At 49.8% G+C, this 17,061-nt stretch carries 11 protein-coding genes, 3 tRNA genes and 3 rRNA genes; 4 read left to right on the top strand and 13 right to left on the bottom strand.

Going from position 1 to position 17,061, the window contains the following annotated elements; genetic code table 11:
- Positions 1-76 precede the first annotated feature (76 nt).
- A complete protein-coding gene (yegQ, locus tag E8E00_RS02575; RefSeq protein WP_069590581.1) occupies positions 77-1,423 on the top strand; it encodes a tRNA 5-hydroxyuridine modification protein YegQ in 1,347 nt (448 codons plus the stop codon).
- Between the two features lies 1 nt (position 1,424).
- Entirely contained in the window at positions 1,425-1,679 is a 255-nt protein-coding gene (locus E8E00_RS02570) for a YfhL family 4Fe-4S dicluster ferredoxin (RefSeq protein WP_069590579.1), read from the top strand.
- A 540-nt stretch (positions 1,680-2,219) separates the two neighbouring features.
- On the opposite strand, the gene E8E00_RS02565 is transcribed toward E8E00_RS02570, so the two are convergent.
- The 10 genes from E8E00_RS02565 to E8E00_RS02520 all read right to left on the bottom strand — a co-directional run bounded on the left by E8E00_RS02565 (position 2,220) and on the right by E8E00_RS02520 (position 11,215).
- Positions 2,220-2,296 (bottom strand) — tRNA-Asp (locus E8E00_RS02565).
- Positions 2,297-2,355: 59 nt separating this feature from the next.
- A 5S ribosomal RNA gene (rrf, locus tag E8E00_RS02560) occupies positions 2,356-2,471 on the bottom strand.
- A 120-nt stretch (positions 2,472-2,591) separates the two neighbouring features.
- Positions 2,592-5,479 (bottom strand): 23S ribosomal RNA (locus tag E8E00_RS02555).
- A 396-nt stretch (positions 5,480-5,875) separates the two neighbouring features.
- A tRNA-Ala gene (locus E8E00_RS02550) sits at positions 5,876-5,951 on the bottom strand.
- A gap of 108 nt (positions 5,952-6,059) precedes the next feature.
- Positions 6,060-6,136, bottom strand: a tRNA-Ile gene (locus tag E8E00_RS02545).
- 90 nt (positions 6,137-6,226) lie between these two features.
- Positions 6,227-7,781: ribosomal RNA gene (locus tag E8E00_RS02540) — 16S ribosomal RNA — on the bottom strand.
- Together the 16S, 23S and 5S rRNA genes with 3 tRNA genes alongside form the textbook arrangement of a ribosomal RNA operon.
- 402 nt (positions 7,782-8,183) lie before the next feature.
- Positions 8,184-8,606, bottom strand: coding sequence for a prepilin-type N-terminal cleavage/methylation domain-containing protein (locus E8E00_RS02535; RefSeq protein WP_069591131.1), 423 nt, complete (start codon positions 8,604-8,606; stop codon positions 8,184-8,186).
- 5 nt (positions 8,607-8,611) lie between these two features.
- Positions 8,612-9,997, bottom strand: coding sequence for a hypothetical protein (locus E8E00_RS02530; RefSeq protein WP_096629685.1), 1,386 nt, complete (start codon positions 9,995-9,997; stop codon positions 8,612-8,614).
- Entirely contained in the window at positions 9,994-10,632 is a 639-nt protein-coding gene (locus E8E00_RS02525; protein WP_096629688.1) for a hypothetical protein, read from the bottom strand. The genes E8E00_RS02530 and E8E00_RS02525 overlap by 4 nt, the downstream gene beginning before the upstream one ends.
- The gene (locus tag E8E00_RS02520; RefSeq protein ID WP_096629691.1) at positions 10,619-11,215 is read right to left on the bottom strand and encodes a Tfp pilus assembly protein FimT/FimU; all 597 of its coding nucleotides are present in this window, start codon (positions 11,213-11,215) and stop codon (positions 10,619-10,621) included. The genes E8E00_RS02525 and E8E00_RS02520 overlap by 14 nt, the downstream gene beginning before the upstream one ends.
- Before the next feature lie 100 nt (positions 11,216-11,315).
- Between E8E00_RS02520 and E8E00_RS02515 the strand changes: the two genes are divergently transcribed.
- Positions 11,316-11,771: a type IV pilin protein gene (locus E8E00_RS02515; RefSeq protein WP_077640247.1), complete on the top strand. Its 456-nt coding sequence runs from the start codon at positions 11,316-11,318 to the stop codon at positions 11,769-11,771.
- 63 nt (positions 11,772-11,834) lie between these two features.
- Here E8E00_RS02515 and dnaJ read toward each other — a convergent pair whose 3' ends face one another.
- The 3 genes from dnaJ to grpE form a co-directional block, all read right to left on the bottom strand.
- The gene (dnaJ, locus tag E8E00_RS02510; RefSeq protein WP_077457704.1) at positions 11,835-12,983 is read right to left on the bottom strand and encodes a molecular chaperone DnaJ; all 1,149 of its coding nucleotides are present in this window, start codon (positions 12,981-12,983) and stop codon (positions 11,835-11,837) included.
- Between the two features lie 119 nt (positions 12,984-13,102).
- Positions 13,103-15,025: a molecular chaperone DnaK gene (gene dnaK / locus E8E00_RS02505; RefSeq protein ID WP_096629694.1), complete on the bottom strand. Its 1,923-nt coding sequence runs from the start codon at positions 15,023-15,025 to the stop codon at positions 13,103-13,105.
- A 233-nt stretch (positions 15,026-15,258) separates the two neighbouring features.
- Entirely contained in the window at positions 15,259-15,906 is a 648-nt protein-coding gene (grpE, locus tag E8E00_RS02500) for a nucleotide exchange factor GrpE (RefSeq protein ID WP_096629697.1), read from the bottom strand.
- Positions 15,907-16,079: 173 nt separating this feature from the next.
- On the opposite strand from grpE, the gene nadK reads away from it, so the two are divergent.
- Positions 16,080-16,961, top strand: a complete 882-nt coding sequence (gene nadK, locus E8E00_RS02495; RefSeq protein WP_069591147.1) for an NAD(+) kinase — start codon at positions 16,080-16,082, stop codon at positions 16,959-16,961.
- Positions 16,962-17,061 lie beyond the last annotated feature (100 nt).

Below are 17,061 nucleotides of genomic sequence, written 5' to 3'. Positions count from 1 at the left end.
GTCACAGTAAAATAGCGCCCACACTCACCTTCACTATGAAGGTGCCTGACTTACACTCAGACTTTAGCTAGGAATTATGTTTACTCCAGAACTACTCTCACCCGCCGGTAGCCTCAAAAACATGCGCTACGCATTCGCCTATGGGGCTGATGCCGTTTACGCCGGACAACCGCGTTACAGCTTACGCGTGCGTAATAACGAATTTAACCACGAGAACTTGAAAATCGGGATCGATGAAGCCCACGCTCAGGGCAAGAAGTTCTATGTGGTCTGTAACATTCAACCGCACAACGCCAAGCTGAAAACCTTTATCCGCGATTTACAACCTATCATCGATATGGGTCCTGATGCGCTGATCATGTCAGATCCAGGCCTTATCATGATGGTGCGTGAGCATTTCCCCGATATGGCAATTCACTTGTCAGTACAAGCCAACGCGGTGAACTGGGCGACAGTGAAGTTCTGGTATTCGCAAGGCGTTGAACGCGTAATCCTTTCACGTGAGCTGTCGCTTGAAGAGATCGAAGAGATCCGCAAACAATGCCCAGAGATGGAGCTTGAAGTATTTGTGCACGGCGCACTGTGCATGGCTTACTCGGGTCGTTGTCTGCTCTCCGGCTACATCAACAAGCGCGACCCTAACCAAGGTACCTGTACCAATGCGTGCCGCTGGGACTATAAGGTTCACGAAGCCAAAGAAGACGATGCCGGCCAAGTGGTACAAGTACAAGAAGTCACGCCAACATTGGGTGAAGGTCAGCCTGTCGACGATGTGGTTTTGCTTGAAGAAGGCCGTCGCCCCGGTGAATTAATGGCCGCTTATGAAGATGAGCACGGCACTTACATTATGAACTCAAAAGACCTCCGTGCTATTCAGCACGTTGAACGCTTGACCCAAATGGGTGTTCATTCGCTGAAAATCGAAGGTCGGACGAAGTCCTTCTACTACTGTGCTCGAACAGCCCAAGTTTATCGTCAGGCGATTGATGATGCCGTGGCCGGTAAGCCTTTCGATGAAAGCCTCATGAGCACACTGGAAAACCTCGCGCACCGCGGTTATACCGAAGGCTTCTTACGTCGCCATACACACGATAGCTACCAAAACTATGATTACGGCTATTCAGTCTCTGACCAACAGCAATTTGTGGGTGAGTTTACCGGTAAGCGCCGTGGCGATTTAGCGGAAGTTGCCGTGAAGAACAAGTTTGTTTTAGGTGATAGCCTTGAGCTCATGACGCCGAAAGGCAACGTCCACTTCACTCTTGAAGTCATGGAAAACCGCAAATCAGAGTCTATCGACGATGCCAAAGGTAATGGTCACTTTGTGTTTATTCCTGTGCCAGAAGATATGGACTTGGAATACGCACTACTGATGCGTAACCTACAATCTGGTCAAGATACGCGTAATCCATCAGGAAAGTAGTATGGCATTACTTATCACGGATAAATGCATAAACTGCGATATGTGTGAACCCGAGTGTCCCAACGGGGCTATCTCGATGGGTTCAGAGATCTTTGAGATCGAGCCAGATTTATGCACCGAGTGTAAAGGTCACTACGAAAAGCCGACGTGCCAGTCAGTCTGCCCGATATCCAAATGCATTATCACCGACCCTGATAATGTTGAGACCGAGGAGCAACTCCTAGAAAAGTTTGTGGTCATTCAAGGGATGGCCTAAACCATTAAAAGCGCCGCAAGGCGCTTTTTTTATGTCTATATCAACCTACAACAGTGAACTATTGCTAAGCGCGTAGCAATAATGCATGACAGTCTAGAGTAATGAAGTTGCATTAAGACACTCAGGCTCGCACATATCGCAGTTTATGCACTCATCAAGCCGCGACTAAGCATGCGTTAGTAAAAACGTATAGTGAAAGGAGAGCGAAACACTCCACGCCGTGCAATTCTCTAACATGAATAAGCTCTTGAATTAGGGATGCCTTAAACGCAAAAAACCCCAGCTTTTCAGCTAGGGTTTCTAAGTAGTGGCGGAGGGCCGGGGTTGCGGACAACGGGCAGGCCATCCTGCGGGACTCATTCGCCCTGCGGGCGAACCTGGCCAATAACAAAAAAAACCTACTAAAATTACCAGAGTTTCTAAAGCAGTGGCGGAGTGGACGGGAGTCAACGCGCACTGCAAGTGCCGCGACCAAGACGTCAGGCTCAGGGGAGCTTAAACGCAAAAAACCCCAGCTTTTCAGCTAGGGTTTCTAAGTAGTGGCGGAGTGGACGGGACTCGAACCCGCGACCCCCGGCGTGACAGGCCGGTATTCTAACCAACTGAACTACCACTCCGCACCAATTCTGTATGATTAAAGGCTTATATCTCTTTGCTTTAATCAATTGTATTCAAAGCCTGGCGATGTCCTACTCTCACATGGGGAGACCCCACACTACCATCGGCGCTGCTTCGTTTCACTACTGAGTTCGGCATGGAATCAGGTGGTTCCAAAGCGCTATGGTCGCCAAGCAAAATTTTGTGTGTCTTCACTTTTTTAAAAGTGAAAACCATCAACCTAGAAAGCTGTTCGTTCTCGCCACAATCAACTGGCTTTATTTTAAGTCCAACCCAAAACCTCTTGGGTGTTGTATGGTTAAGCCTCACGGGCAATTAGTACAGGTTAGCTCAACGCCTCACAGCGCTTACACACCCTGCCTATCAACGTTCTAGTCTAGAACAACCCTTTAGAGAGCTCGAAGCTCTAGGGATGACTCATCTCGGGGCCAGCTTCGCGCTTAGATGCTTTCAGCGCTTATCTGTGCCGAACTTAGCTACCGGGCAATGCGTCTGGCGACACAACCCGAACACCAGCGGTTCGTCCACTCCGGTCCTCTCGTACTAGGAGCAGCTCCCCTCAATCATCCAACGCCCACGGCAGATAGGGACCGAACTGTCTCACGACGTTCTAAACCCAGCTCGCGTACCACTTTAAATGGCGAACAGCCATACCCTTGGGACCGACTTCAGCCCCAGGATGTGATGAGCCGACATCGAGGTGCCAAACACCGCCGTCGATATGAACTCTTGGGCGGTATCAGCCTGTTATCCCCGGAGTACCTTTTATCCGTTGAGCGATGGCCCTTCCATTCAGAACCACCGGATCACTATGACCTACTTTCGTACCTGCTCGAGCCGTCACTCTCGCAGTTAAGCGGGCTTATGCCATTGCACTAACCTCACGATGTCCGACCGTGATTAGCCCACCTTCGTGCTCCTCCGTTACTCTTTGGGAGGAGACCGCCCCAGTCAAACTACCCACCAGGCACTGTCCTCACCCCAGATAATGGGGCTAAGTTAGAACATCAAACATACAAGGGTGGTATTTCAAGGATGGCTCCACAGCAACTGGCGTCGCCGCTTCAAAGCCTCCCACCTATCCTACACATGTAGGCTCAATGTTCAGTGCCAAGCTGTAGTAAAGGTTCACGGGGTCTTTCCGTCTAGCCGCGGGTACACAGCATCTTCACTGCGATTTCAATTTCACTGAGTCTCGGGTGGAGACAGCGTGGCCATCATTACGCCATTCGTGCAGGTCGGAACTTACCCGACAAGGAATTTCGCTACCTTAGGACCGTTATAGTTACGGCCGCCGTTTACCGGGGCTTCGATCAATGGCTTCTCTTGCGATAACCACATCAATTAACCTTCCGGCACCGGGCAGGCGTCACACCGTATACGTCATCTTTCGATTTTGCACAGTGCTGTGTTTTTAATAAACAGTTGCAGCCACCTGGTATCTGCGACTGCCCATAGCTCCATCCGCAAGGGACTTCACCGCGGGCAGCGTACCTTCTCCCGAAGTTACGGTACCATTTTGCCTAGTTCCTTCACCCGAGTTCTCTCAAGCGCCTTGGTATTCTCTACCCGACCACCTGTGTCGGTTTGGAGTACGGTTGCTACTTACCTGAAGCTTAGAGGCTTTTCCCGGAAGCATGGCATCAATGACTTCACCACCTTGGTGGCTCGACATCGTGTCTCGGCCTTGATTTCCCGGATTTGCCTAAGAAATCAGCCTACGCACTTGAACCTGGACTACCATCGCCAGGCCCACCTAGCCTTCTCCGTCCCCCCATCGCAGTAAGTAGCAGTACGGGAATATTAACCCGTTTCCCATCGACTACGCCTTTCGGCCTCGCCTTAGGGGCCGACTTACCCTGCCCCGATTAACGTTGGACAGGAACCCTTGGTCTTCCGGCGAGGAGGTTTTTCACCCCCTTTATCGTTACTCATGTCAGCATTCGCACTTGTGATACCTCCAGCATGCCTCTCAGCACACCTTCAACAGCTTACACAACGCTCCCCTACCCAATACCCATAAGGACATTGCCGCAGCTTCGGTGTATCGCTTAGCCCCGTTACATCTTCCGCGCAGGCCGACTCGACCAGTGAGCTATTACGCTTTCTTTAAATGATGGCTGCTTCTAAGCCAACATCCTGGCTGTCTGAGCCTTCCCACATCGTTTCCCACTTAGCGATAACTTTGGGACCTTAGCTGGCGGTCTGGGTTGTTTCCCTCTCCACGACGGACGTTAGCACCCGCCGTGTGTCTCCCGGATAGTACTTACTGGTATTCGGAGTTTGCAAAGGGTTGGTAAGTCGGGATGACCCCCTAGCCTTAACAGTGCTCTACCCCCAGTAGTATTCGTCCGAGGCGCTACCTAAATAGCTTTCGGGGAGAACCAGCTATCTCCGAGTTTGATTGGCCTTTCACCCCTAGCCACAGGTCATCTCCTAACTTTTCAACGTTAGTGAGTTCGGTCCTCCAGTTGATGTTACTCAACCTTCAACCTGCCCATGGCTAGATCACTCGGTTTCGGGTCTAATGCTAGCAACTACACGCCCAGTTAAGACTCGGTTTCCCTACGGCTCCCCTATGCGGTTAACCTTGCTACTAACATTAAGTCGCTGACCCATTATACAAAAGGTACGCGGTCACCCCACAAAGGAGGCTCCCACTGCTTGTACGTAGACGGTTTCAGGTTCTATTTCACTCCCCTCACAGGGGTTCTTTTCGCCTTTCCCTCACGGTACTGGTTCACTATCGGTCAGTCAGGAGTATTTAGCCTTGGAGGATGGTCCCCCCATGTTCAGACAAGATATCACGTGTCCCGTCCTACTCGATTTCACGACTAAGGCGCTGTCGGTTACGGGGCTATCACCCTTTATTGCCAGGTTTTCCAACCTGTTCACCTAACGCCTAAGCCGCTTAAGGGCTGCTCCGGGTTCGCTCGCCGCTACTGCCGGAATCTCAATTGATTTCTTTTCCTTCGGGTACTTAGATGTTTCAGTTCCCCGAGTTCGCCTCTTAGCGCTATGTATTCACGCTAAGATACCTGCTTATGCAGGTGGGTTTCCCCATTCGGAAATCCCAGACTCAAATGGCTTTTACTGCCTTATCTGGGCTTATCGCAAGTTAATACGTCCTTCATCGCCTCTGACTGCCAAGGCATCCACCGTCTACGCTTAATCACTTAACCATACAACCCCAAGAGGTCTTTTTGCTCGATCTTTCTCTTTTATACGGCCTCTTGCTCACCGTTTGCTTGGTCACGTAACACGTTACGCTCCCCGCGACAAACGCCTCGCGCGAGATTGTCTAAAAAAGAAATCTGCGTCGCAAAACCACTGAGTGTTGAATCATCAACTAATTAAGGTTTTGTTTTTGCCGGACTCAAAATAGAGACTTTGCTTATTACTAAGACAAAGCCCAAGCACACTTGATTGTGTGAGTGACATTTCTGTCACTGATTGAGAACTTTACTGTCATTCTTTAAGAATGACTTGTCAGCTTTCCAGATTGTTAAAGAGCATGTGAATCTATCAAGACGATAATCCACTTTTTAAAAACACTTGTTATAAATGTGCTTAAAAAGTGGTGGAGCTAAGCAGGATCGAACTGCTGACCTCCTGCGTGCAAAGCAGGCGCTCTCCCAGCTGAGCTATAGCCCCATCATGAATCCCTTAGATGCTGGTGCCAATTTCTTTTGAAGCAAGGCGAGGCATTTCGACGTTTAGTGAACTAAACGAGGAAGGCATCAACGCCGCATCAGGAGAAATTGGTGGGTCTGAGTGGACTTGAACCACCGACCTCACCCTTATCAGGGGTGCGCTCTAACCACCTGAGCTACAGACCCATCTAAGGTACGAGCCTTAACTAAGGAACTCGTATCTCTTTGACTTTTTGACCGTGCAATCTGTGTGAACACTCGCAAGAATAGCGTCAGTAAGGAGGTGATCCAGCCCCAGGTTCCCCTAGGGCTACCTTGTTACGACTTCACCCCAGTCATGAACCACACCGTGGTAAACGCCCTCCCGAAGGTTAAGCTATCTACTTCTGGTGCAGCCCACTCCCATGGTGTGACGGGCGGTGTGTACAAGGCCCGGGAACGTATTCACCGCAGCATTCTGATCTGCGATTACTAGCGATTCCGACTTCATGGAGTCGAGTTGCAGACTCCAATCCGGACTACGACAAACTTTAAGGGATTCGCTTAACATCGCTGTCTCGCTGCCCTCTGTATCTGCCATTGTAGCACGTGTGTAGCCCTACTCGTAAGGGCCATGATGACTTGACGTCGTCCCCACCTTCCTCCGGTTTATCACCGGCAGTCTCCCTGGAGTTCCCGACATTACTCGCTGGCAAACAAGGATAAGGGTTGCGCTCGTTGCGGGACTTAACCCAACATTTCACAACACGAGCTGACGACAGCCATGCAGCACCTGTCTCAGCGCTCCCGAAGGCACTCCTCTATCTCTAAAGGATTCGCTGGATGTCAAGAGTAGGTAAGGTTCTTCGCGTTGCATCGAATTAAACCACATGCTCCACCGCTTGTGCGGGCCCCCGTCAATTCATTTGAGTTTTAACCTTGCGGCCGTACTCCCCAGGCGGTCTACTTAATGCGTTAGCTCCGAAAGCCAAAGTCTTAAACCTCAGCCTCCAAGTAGACATCGTTTACGGCGTGGACTACCAGGGTATCTAATCCTGTTTGCTACCCACGCTTTCGCATCTGAGCGTCAGTCTTTGTCCAGGGGGCCGCCTTCGCCACTGGTATTCCTTCAGATCTCTACGCATTTCACCGCTACACCTGAAATTCTACCCCCCTCTACAAGACTCTAGCCTGCCAGTTTCAAATGCGGTTCCGAGGTTGAGCCCCGGGCTTTCACATCTGACTTAACAAACCGCCTGCATGCGCTTTACGCCCAGTAATTCCGATTAACGCTCGCACCCTCCGTATTACCGCGGCTGCTGGCACGGAGTTAGCCGGTGCTTCTTCTGCAGCTAACGTCAAGCAATGCACGTATTAAGTACACTACCTTCCTCACTGCTGAAAGTGCTTTACAACCCGAAGGCCTTCTTCACACACGCGGCATGGCTGCATCAGGGTCTCCCCCATTGTGCAATATTCCCCACTGCTGCCTCCCGTAGGAGTCTGGGCCGTGTCTCAGTCCCAGTGTGGCTGATCATCCTCTCAAACCAGCTAAGGATCGTCGCCTTGGTAAGCCATTACCTTACCAACTAGCTAATCCTAACTGGGCCCATCCCAACGCGATAGCTTACATGTAGAGGCCACCTTTGGTCCGTAGACATTATGCGGTATTAGCCGTCGTTTCCAACGGTTATCCCCCTCGTCAGGGCAGGTTCCCAGCCGTTACTCACCCGTCCGCCGCTCGACGTCCAGTAAATCCACCGAAGCTTCAATACTGCCGTTTCCGCTCGACTTGCATGTGTTAGGCCTGCCGCCAGCGTTCAATCTGAGCCATGATCAAACTCTTCAATTAAAGTTTTTTCGAAACCGAAGTTTCAGCTCAATGAATACTGATTACTGTTTATCTCCGAAGAGAAAAACGAATTGACTGTGCCGAATAACTAAAAGTTATCGTTTGGTCACTCAGTTCATCGAATAAATCTTTTTGTCTATTCTCAACGAGTGCCCACACAGATTGCATAGGTCAAATTGTTAAAGAGCGTCGCTCAATCTTGAGCGGGAGTGGCATTTTACGCCACCGTGGCAGTGAGTCAAGCTTTTTGTTTACTTGGCTTTGCTGCCGTTTGTTAGCGCGGTTTACCGTGCCAACGAGGAGCGCATTATAGAGAGGTATTTTTGTGACGCAAGGGGTTTTTAAAGAAAAAACACCGACCGAACAAAAAACACACAAAAGGGTGTGTTAAAGGGTCTGGGTTTAACCATGGCGATGGATAGAGGCAGTAAAATAAAAGGTTAACGACTGGGAAATTCCTCGGCTATCTTTCCAACTTACAATCACTTCCAACTGTTTAGCATAAGGGCCTGTCTCCCCCATTAAGGTTTTTGTGGTTTTCGCTTCTAGTTGGTAAGGCGTCTCTTTGGTTTCAATCAAGCACCCGGCAATATTTGAAAGCCCAATCATTTCTCCATTGTTTGCTGAGCATGGTGTATCAGTGTTGATGCGCTGCCAAAGGGCGAGTTGATCACTGGCAATATGCATGGCTCCTTCGGCTAGCCGAGCATTATATTGCCGAGCTTCAATCTCTGCGGTGAGGCTATACAGCCCTAACCCCGTGACAGAGACCAGCACCAGCGCGATCATTATCTCTAAAAATGAAAAGCCAGATTGAGACTTCATCGCCTTTACCCTCCACTGGGTGGTGTTAGGTTGTAATAGCTATTGGGTAAGGGCCTTAACTGCCCGAGCCCCTGAAAACTAGCATGCTTGTTGTCATCGTCATACTTGGCAACTAACGAGCTATTAATGACGGTATTGCCATCGGGCACATCGATGATAAATGCACCCTCAGTTATAAAACTGCCATCAAACCAAAATGGGACGCGGCTTGCCTCATCAAACGTGTTGATATTTCCAGTAATAATTTGACAGAGTATTTGAGTATTTGTAGTGGCGGGATAAGAGCAGGAGGCCGAACTTCCTTTCTCAGTCATCCCCCACTGTTTTGCAAATTCATTGGCCTGAATAGTGGGATTAAACTGATACACTGCGCCGTTAAAGGGATCGATCGTACCACGAAGTGCCATAATACCATCTTGTACAACCAACAACACGGGTGGGACGTGTGGGCCACTCGGCAAATTCTCTTCTCCTCCACGACTTAAGTCACAAGGCCCATCAACCCAGACTTTCACGTTAGGTTGTCCTCTCCCCTGTTCCATCGCATTGTAGACCGATTCATAACATTTCGATGCATCGCCATGCGTTTCAACGATGGTTCCGCCTTTTTCCTCAAACTGCTGTTTGGCAAGCCGCCACTGTGAACGCGGGACACCAAAAAAGTCTTGGAAAAGATCCATGTCCTTCACATTGGTTTGTACATCTTTTCTGAGCAGCTTCCTTGTCTCATCGCGGCTATCCGCAACTTCGCCATACTCGACTTTAGTTTTATACTCATCTACACATCCTTTACCCTCTCCTAAGTGGACGGTAAATGTGTTTTCGCTTTTATGATTCCCCTGATTACTTTTATCTGGTTGATCTGGCTTTTTGGGGCTAATCTTCACCTCACCACCGGCAATAATGGACTGACATTCATAGCTATCATCGTCACGTTTTTTGCCCTTCGCCGGCCGCCACTTATTCGCTCCATAAAATAACGCCGAACCTGACGTGACAAATGCCGCCGCGCGACCGCCTCCCGCGCCTTGCAAGGTGACTCCAACCTCCTGTTGATGTGAGTGACTACTTAGCCGCCACAACGAGGAATTGTTTGGCCAAGGCGCTAGCTCTAATCGACTTCCAGCCACACCTTGGCACTCTGATAATTGAGTCAGCCCTTCGGCCGCCTCACCGGATGAGAGGTCGAGACCCTCTTGATAGATTTTTGCCACCGCACAATCTAATCCCGCCCAAGCCCGAGAAAGATACTCTTGCGTTTTAATTCGTGCCTGCGCTTGCTGGATATCATTAATCGCACGCCGACTCACGCCAAACACCATCAACAGTGCAATCAAAGCAATACTGGCCACCACAACGAGTGTTGCAATACCGGTCTGTGTCTTTCTCATAACTGCCTCATTGTGTTACGTAAAACTAGAGTTCGAGATAAGCTTTCTTGCGTGTGTGGGGCCTCTTTTAACGCGGCAGATAAGGTGATGGTTAGGGCCGTGACGGTGCGATGGTTGGACGTACTCACTTCTTTGCGCTCAAAAGTCAGGTTATCAATCACAATGTTGCGTGAAGAGATATCTCGCCAGTAACCGGACTGACACGTCCAGTTGGATGTATCGTCGTGGTTCTCGTAGATTTCTACAGCCTGATTATCAGCATCAAACCGAAAGCCTTTGACATCATCTTTTCCTGCATCCAACTGAGGAACGACGCCCGTCTGTTGGTAGGCAAACCGAATGCATTGCCCCTGATTGTTGCTGCCAGTGTCGTCAATCAAAATCAGATGCTTATCTACTTGGAACGCTGCTGTCTCACCACACTGATAACACAATCCGGCTCGACGAATATCGGCCTCCATCATGGTCAGTAAGCGGCTTAGCTCAAGGGACAAGTTAGTCTTCGCATCAAGACGGGTTTGAGTCACACTGGCAGACGTCATCATCGACAATGCCGCCAACATGACCATCAGGCTGACCGATAAACCGATCAGCAGTTCGAGCAAACCATACCCCCACTGATTAACTACTCGCATCGTTTTCACCCTCAGTGCGGCAAGTCGTGTTGTCTTTATTTTTGCAATGGCTAAAACCAAGGTACTGACGGATTTGCACGATATAGTCTGGCTGTTGGCTCTTTGCGGTGCTTAATCCCAGTGTGAGGTTGAGGTTTGGCCGCTGGGTGCGAAAGTCAATCGTGAATAAATCGCCGTCAGGTTGTACTTGCCACTTTTCTTTAACTTTCTGTTTTAGCGTGACCTGTTTATCTAACCTCACCATCAAGGCTTGGGTTTGGTGACAGTCGAGAGACGTTGGCTGTCTGCCTGCTGATGTTCGGGCTGTGGACACTGGCTCTGCTTTGGCAACAATGCAATCCACCCCATCCTCACTCACGAAACTGACAACATACGGACGACTTTCTTTAACGGCTCGGCTTTGAGCCAATTGAAACAAACTGGTGAGTGCCGCACTGTCATTGGCAATTAACGTCGCTTGGCGCGCTTTTTGAAAGTTGGGAAACGCAATGCTGCAAGTGATCGCCAGCACAGCAAGCGCGATTAGTGACTCAATTAAAGTAAAGCCATGAGAAAGCCGCTTCAGATGAGGGATAAAACGCATACTGCCTCCCAAGTTAATCGCCCACCGATTGATGATGAGAGTACCACTGCCCTAGGCTGGATGACGTTTTAGTGACAGAGTCTTCGAGAGGCTAACAAAAATGAGCTTTAACAGTATCTCACGCTTACAAAAAGGCGTGACATTAGTCGAGTTACTGTTTGGGGTAGCCATTATTGCTACGTTGGTAGGCATCGCGTTACCCGCCTATTCTCATTACAAACAGCAACAAGAAAGGCAACATGCAAAGCGTAATCTGGTTCAGCTGCAAGGGTGGATAGAAGATCATTTTATTACCCATCAATCCTTTCCTAACTCCAGCGACCAAACTGAGTTAAAAGATAAGCTGTGCGAAAACTGTCAGCTATCTGAACGCTACAACTTTGCAGTCCATGGGCAAACGAAGAGCTATTATGTCACTGCTACGCCACGTCAGGAAAGCGCGCAAAACAACGACCCCTGTGGGGTATTGACCTTATACCCGAGCGGGCTAATTGCCGCGCAATCAAACCATAAAGATTGCCCGCTTCCCCATATACAGCGGCCGACGAAAGGATAAAAAAATAGCCAGCACAAGGCTGGCTATTCATCATCTTAGTGTTCTTTGGACACGTGGCACTTTTTACCCGGTAAGGTCATCGAAGAATTTCTTCACGCCATCGAAAAAGCCCTCTGATTTTGGCTTATGCTTTTTCGCTTCGCTTCCACTGAATGACTCTTCAAGCTCTTGTAAAAGCTCTTTTTGACGGCTACTCAATTTGACAGGGGTTTCCACCACCAGCTTACAAATAAGATCGCCCATACCACCGCCACGTACGGATTGTACGCCTTTACCGCGCATCCGGAACATGCGTCCCGTTTGCGTTTCGGCCGGCACTTTCAAGCTCACACGGCCATCCAACGTCGGGACTTCAACTTCGCCGCCGAGTGCGGCCATTGTGAAACTAACCGGCACTTCGCAGTACAGGTTATTACCATCACGAGTAAAAATATGGTGCTCGCGAATGTGTACTTGTACGTACAAATCACCCGCTGGGGCACCGTTTTCTCCGGCTTCACCTTCACCTGATAGGCGAATACGATCCCCTGTATCGACGCCAGCTGGAATTTTCACATTCAGGTGTTTGGTCTTTTTCACACGACCTTGACCATGACAGCTGTTACAAGGGTCTTTAATAATGGAGCCGCTACCATGACAGGTTGGACAGGTTTGCTGCACGGCAAAGAAACCTTGGCGCATTTGCACCTGACCAATACCATTACAGGTACCACAGGTTTGTTTTTGCGAACCAGGTTTGGCGCCGCTGCCATGACACGTATCACAGCCTACATAGGTCGGGACTTCGATCTCTTTGCTGACGCCACGGACCGCCTCTTCAAGCGTTAACTCCATGTTATAGCGCAGATCGGCACCACGTTGCGCGCGTTGCTGACCACCGCGACGCCCTCCGCCGAATATATCGCCGAATACGTCACCAAAAATATCGCTAAAGTCAGCGCCACCGCCGAAACCACCGCCGCCGAAGCCGCCGCCACCCATACCGCCTTGTTCAAAGGCTGCGTGGCCATATTGATCATAGGCAGCGCGTTTTTGTGGGTCGGTCAGCACTTCGTACGCCAGCTTAATTTCTTTGAACTGGTCAGCGGCATCTTCGCCTTTATTACGGTCTGGGTGATATTTCATCGCCAGCCGCTTATAGGCTTTTTTAATATCGCGCTCGCTCGCATCGCGGCTTAGACCGAGCACTTCATATAAATCTCTTTTTGACATGGTCTGACTGCACCTGTTTACGTCAACAAAACAAAGACGTTCAAATCACGGTTTGATAAAACGACGGGCGAAGGAGATTGCTCCCCTACGCCCGTGCTTACTAACGACAGCGCTTTCGCTTATTTCTTGTCGTCGTCTTTGACTTCTTCAAACTCAGCGTCAACAACGTCATCGTCTTGTTTCGCTGAATCTGCACCGGCGTCTTGTTGCGCCTGCTCAGCTTGTGCTTGCTGCTGAGCAATTTCCATCAGTTTTGATGAAGCCGCGACCAGTGCTTGTACTTTCGCATCGATGGCTTCTTTATCTTCGCCCTTGCGCGCAGTTTCAAGCTCAGAGATCGCTGTTTCGATCTTCTCTTTGTCTTCTGCTGGCAGTTTGTCGCCGGCTTCTTCAACTTGCTTACGGGTGCCGTGAACCAGCTGATCCGCTTGGTTACGTGCAGTTGCGAGCTCTTCGAACTTCTTGTCCGCTTCTTTGTTCGCTTCTGCCTCTTGAACCATCTTCTCAACTTCTTCATCACTCAAGCCGCCAGACGCTTGGATGGTGATTTTCTGCTCTTGACCCGTTTGCTTGTCTTTCGCAGACACGTTCAAGATACCATCAGCATCAAGATCGAAGGTCACTTCGATTTGTGGCACACCACGTGGCGCAGGCTGAATGCCTTCTAGGTTAAACTGACCCAGTGATTTGTTATGCATGGCTTGCTTACGCTCACCTTGAATCACGTGGATAGTCACCGCGCTTTGGTTGTCTTCCGCAGTCGAGAACACTTGGTTCGCTTTGGTTGGGATCGTGGTGTTCTTCTCGATGAGCTTAGTCATCACACCGCCCATGGTTTCGATACCCAGTGACAGAGGCGTTACGTCAAGCAGTAGCACGTCTTTTACATCGCCTGACAGTACACCACCTTGCACTGCCGCACCAACAGCAACCGCTTCATCAGGGTTCACGTCTTTACGTGGGTCTTTACCGAAGTACTCAGCAACTTTCGCCTGTACCATTGGCATACGGGTTTGACCACCTACCAAGATGACATCAGTGATTTCATCAACAGACAGCTCAGCGTCGGCCAGAGCAACTTTCATTGGCTCAAGAGAACGTTGAACCAAATCTTCAACCAAAGACTCAAGCTTGGCGCGCGTTACCTTGATGTTCATGTGCTTAGGACCAGTCGCATCCGCAGTCACATAAGGCAGGTTAACGTCAGTTTGCTGCGCAGAAGAGAGCTCGATTTTCGCTTTTTCTGCTGCTTCTTTCAGACGCTGCATCGCCAATGGGTCTTGACGCAAGTCGATGCCTTGCTCTTTCTTAAACTCGTCGACCAAGTAAGTGATCAGACGGTTATCAAAGTCTTCACCACCTAGGTGCGTGTCACCGTTAGTCGCCAGTACTTCGAACGTTTGCTCGCCATCTACTTCATCGATTTCGATGATAGAGATATCGAAGGTACCACCACCCAAGTCATAAACTGCGATAGTGCGATCGCCGCCTTTCTTGTCTAGACCATAGGCCAGTGCGGCTGCAGTTGGCTCGTTGATGATACGCTTAACTTCTAGACCTGCGATACGACCAGCATCCTTAGTTGCTTGACGCTGAGAGTCGTTAAAGTAAGCAGGTACTGTGATAACCGCGCCAGTCACTTCCTCACCGAGGAAGTCTTCAGCGGTTTTCTTCATTTTCTTCAGAACCTCAGCAGAGACCTGAGGTGCAGCCATTTTCTGGCCTTTCGCCTCAACCCACGCATCGCCATTGTCAGCTTTGACAATTTTGTATGGCATGATGCTGATGTCGCGCTGTACTTCTTCGTCTTCAAAACGACGACCGATCAAACGTTTGATCGCGAACAGGGTGTTTTCTGGGTTTGTCACCGCCTGACGCTTTGCAGGTTGACCGACTAGCGTTTCACCGTCTTGTGTATAAGCGATGATTGAAGGTGTTGTACGATCACCCTCTGCGTTTTCAATCACGCGTGCTTTTTCACCGTCTAGTACAGCGACACATGAGTTGGTTGTACCCAAGTCAATACCAATGATTTTACCCATCTGGTGCTCTCCGAAATTCGTTCTGTGGCTTTATTGCGTTACACCCTATGTGGGGGTAACCGTGAGAGGTTCAACCCCTCACCGCAAATTTTTATTTAACGCTGCAATCTAAATAAGGGCAGCATGCTTGTTTTCAAGGCCTGCGATAAAAAAAACCGCATTTTTTAGGCCTTTTATATCGAGTGGCTGACAAAAAGGCCTGTATTTATTGACGTTTTCGACGTCGGCTCTTGTTACGCTTTTTCGTCAACGTTGCCTTGTGGTGCCTTAGATACCATCACCATCGCTGGGCGTACGACGCGACCATTTAGCTCGTAACCTTTTTGCATCACCATCATCACGGTGTTTGGCTCGTGCTCAGCGCTTTCTTGGATTGACATCGCTTGGTGCAGTTCAGGATTGAATGGCTGACCTTGCGGATCAATTGCGTTTAGGCCGAACTTTTCAACCGTATCAGTCATGGTTTTTAGGGTAAGCTCCACCCCTTCAACCATAGGCTTGATGGCTTCGTTTTCTTTATCCGCCATCTCGATAGCACGCTCCATGTTATCAATCACGGGCAACAGCTCACCGGCAAACTTCTCGAGCGCGAATTTACGCGCTTTATCGATTTCTTGCTCGGTGCGACGGCGCATATTGTCGACATCCGCACGGGCACGCAGCACACTATCTTGCTGCTCTTTCACTTTCGCTTCACTGGCTTCAAGTGCGGCTTCAAGCTCGGTAATACGTGCAATCATGGCCTCGGTCTCGGCGTCTTCGATATCCGCCGCGTTACCGCTCACTTGTTGCTCAGTGGCCTGCTCTGCGTTTTTGGCTTCAGCAGCTTGCGCTTGTTTTACGGCTTCCTGCTCTTGCTTCACTTTCTGTTCTTCGCTCATGATCACTCCGACACAAATGGCATTGCCCAGCACGCCACTGGGACTATTCAACTTAATTGACGGGGTTATTATGGGGATGAATATTCACGATTCAACCATCAGGCCAACCCAAATCACGACAATCGCGATTTTGCCGCGTTATACTGGGCACAAATAGACACAGGATCCGCATTATGTCGACACCTTTTACACGCATTGCGCTTATCGGTAAGCCCCGCAATCCAGAGGCCGTGAACACACACATTAGCCTTTACCACTGGCTCACTGAGCGTGGCTATGAGGTGTGCATTGATACGCGTCTTAGCGCTAACTTGGGGTTACCCGATGCGCATTACTTGGATCTTGTTACGATTGGTCAACACGCTGACTTGGCCATCGTGATCGGGGGCGACGGTAATATGCTGGGCGCAGCACGCGTGTTATCGCGCAGTGACATCAAGGTGATTGGGGTGAATCGGGGCAATTTAGGCTTTTTGACCGACTTAGATCCCGACGCCTTCGAAAACGCGCTTGAAGCCGTCTTGAGCGGTGAATATATGGAAGAAGATCGGTTCTTACTCGAAACCGAGATCCACCGTCATGACCAAGTCAAAAGTCATAATGCCTCACTGAACGAAGCAGTGCTCCACCCAGGGCAAGTGGCGCATATGATTGAGTTTGAAGTTTACATTAACGAACAGTTTGCCTTTTCTCAGCGCTCCGACGGGATCATTATTTCAACCCCCACCGGCTCCACGGCGTACAGTTTATCGGGAGGCGGCCCTATTCTCTCTCCGAGCCTAAACGCGATTTCACTGGTCCCTATGTTCCCTCACACCCTATCCAGCCGTCCGTTAGTCGTCGATGGCAACCGCCGCATTAAACTGCTGGTTTCGCCCGATAACCGCGGCACGCTGGAAGTCAGTTGCGACGGACAAGTCTCTCTTCCTGTGAACCCTGGCGACGAGGTGCATATTTATAAAAGCCCAGCCACGCTGAAGCTTATCCACCCCAAGGATTACAATTATTACAACACGTTACGCACCAAGCTAGGCTGGTCGTCGAAACTCTTCTAATCGCTTCCCTTGCCGTAAAAGGGCATAAAAGCAGGTTCGCCTGCTTTTTTTGTGTGCAATTTTTGTGCGGAAACTCCCAGAAGGAACAATTCTTCTTTTT

The organism is Salinivibrio sp. YCSC6 (genome assembly GCF_004916735.1).
In the GTDB taxonomy this organism is placed as follows: Bacteria; Pseudomonadota; Gammaproteobacteria; order Enterobacterales; family Vibrionaceae; genus Salinivibrio; species Salinivibrio proteolyticus.
This window is presented reverse-complemented; position numbering and strand designations above follow the sequence as displayed.

Bases quoted from the DNA above. Each gene is read 5' to 3' on its own strand.
- yegQ (WP_069590581.1), top strand. From the start codon at position 77: ATGTTTACTCCAGAACTACTCTCACCCGCCGGTAGCCTCAAAAACATG.
- E8E00_RS02570 (WP_069590579.1), top strand. From the start codon at position 1,425: ATGGCATTACTTATCACGGATAAATGCATAAACTGCGATATGTGTGAA.
- E8E00_RS02535 (WP_069591131.1), bottom strand. From the start codon at position 8,606: ATGAAGTCTCAATCTGGCTTTTCATTTTTAGAGATAATGATCGCGCTG.
- E8E00_RS02530 (WP_096629685.1), bottom strand. From the start codon at position 9,997: ATGAGAAAGACACAGACCGGTATTGCAACACTCGTTGTGGTGGCCAGT.
- E8E00_RS02525 (WP_096629688.1), bottom strand. From the start codon at position 10,632: ATGCGAGTAGTTAATCAGTGGGGGTATGGTTTGCTCGAACTGCTGATC.
- E8E00_RS02520 (WP_096629691.1), bottom strand. From the start codon at position 11,215: ATGCGTTTTATCCCTCATCTGAAGCGGCTTTCTCATGGCTTTACTTTA.
- E8E00_RS02515 (WP_077640247.1), top strand. From the start codon at position 11,316: ATGAGCTTTAACAGTATCTCACGCTTACAAAAAGGCGTGACATTAGTC.
- dnaJ (WP_077457704.1), bottom strand. From the start codon at position 12,983: ATGTCAAAAAGAGATTTATATGAAGTGCTCGGTCTAAGCCGCGATGCG.
- dnaK (WP_096629694.1), bottom strand. From the start codon at position 15,025: ATGGGTAAAATCATTGGTATTGACTTGGGTACAACCAACTCATGTGTC.
- grpE (WP_096629697.1), bottom strand. From the start codon at position 15,906: ATGAGCGAAGAACAGAAAGTGAAGCAAGAGCAGGAAGCCGTAAAACAA.
- nadK (WP_069591147.1), top strand. From the start codon at position 16,080: ATGTCGACACCTTTTACACGCATTGCGCTTATCGGTAAGCCCCGCAAT.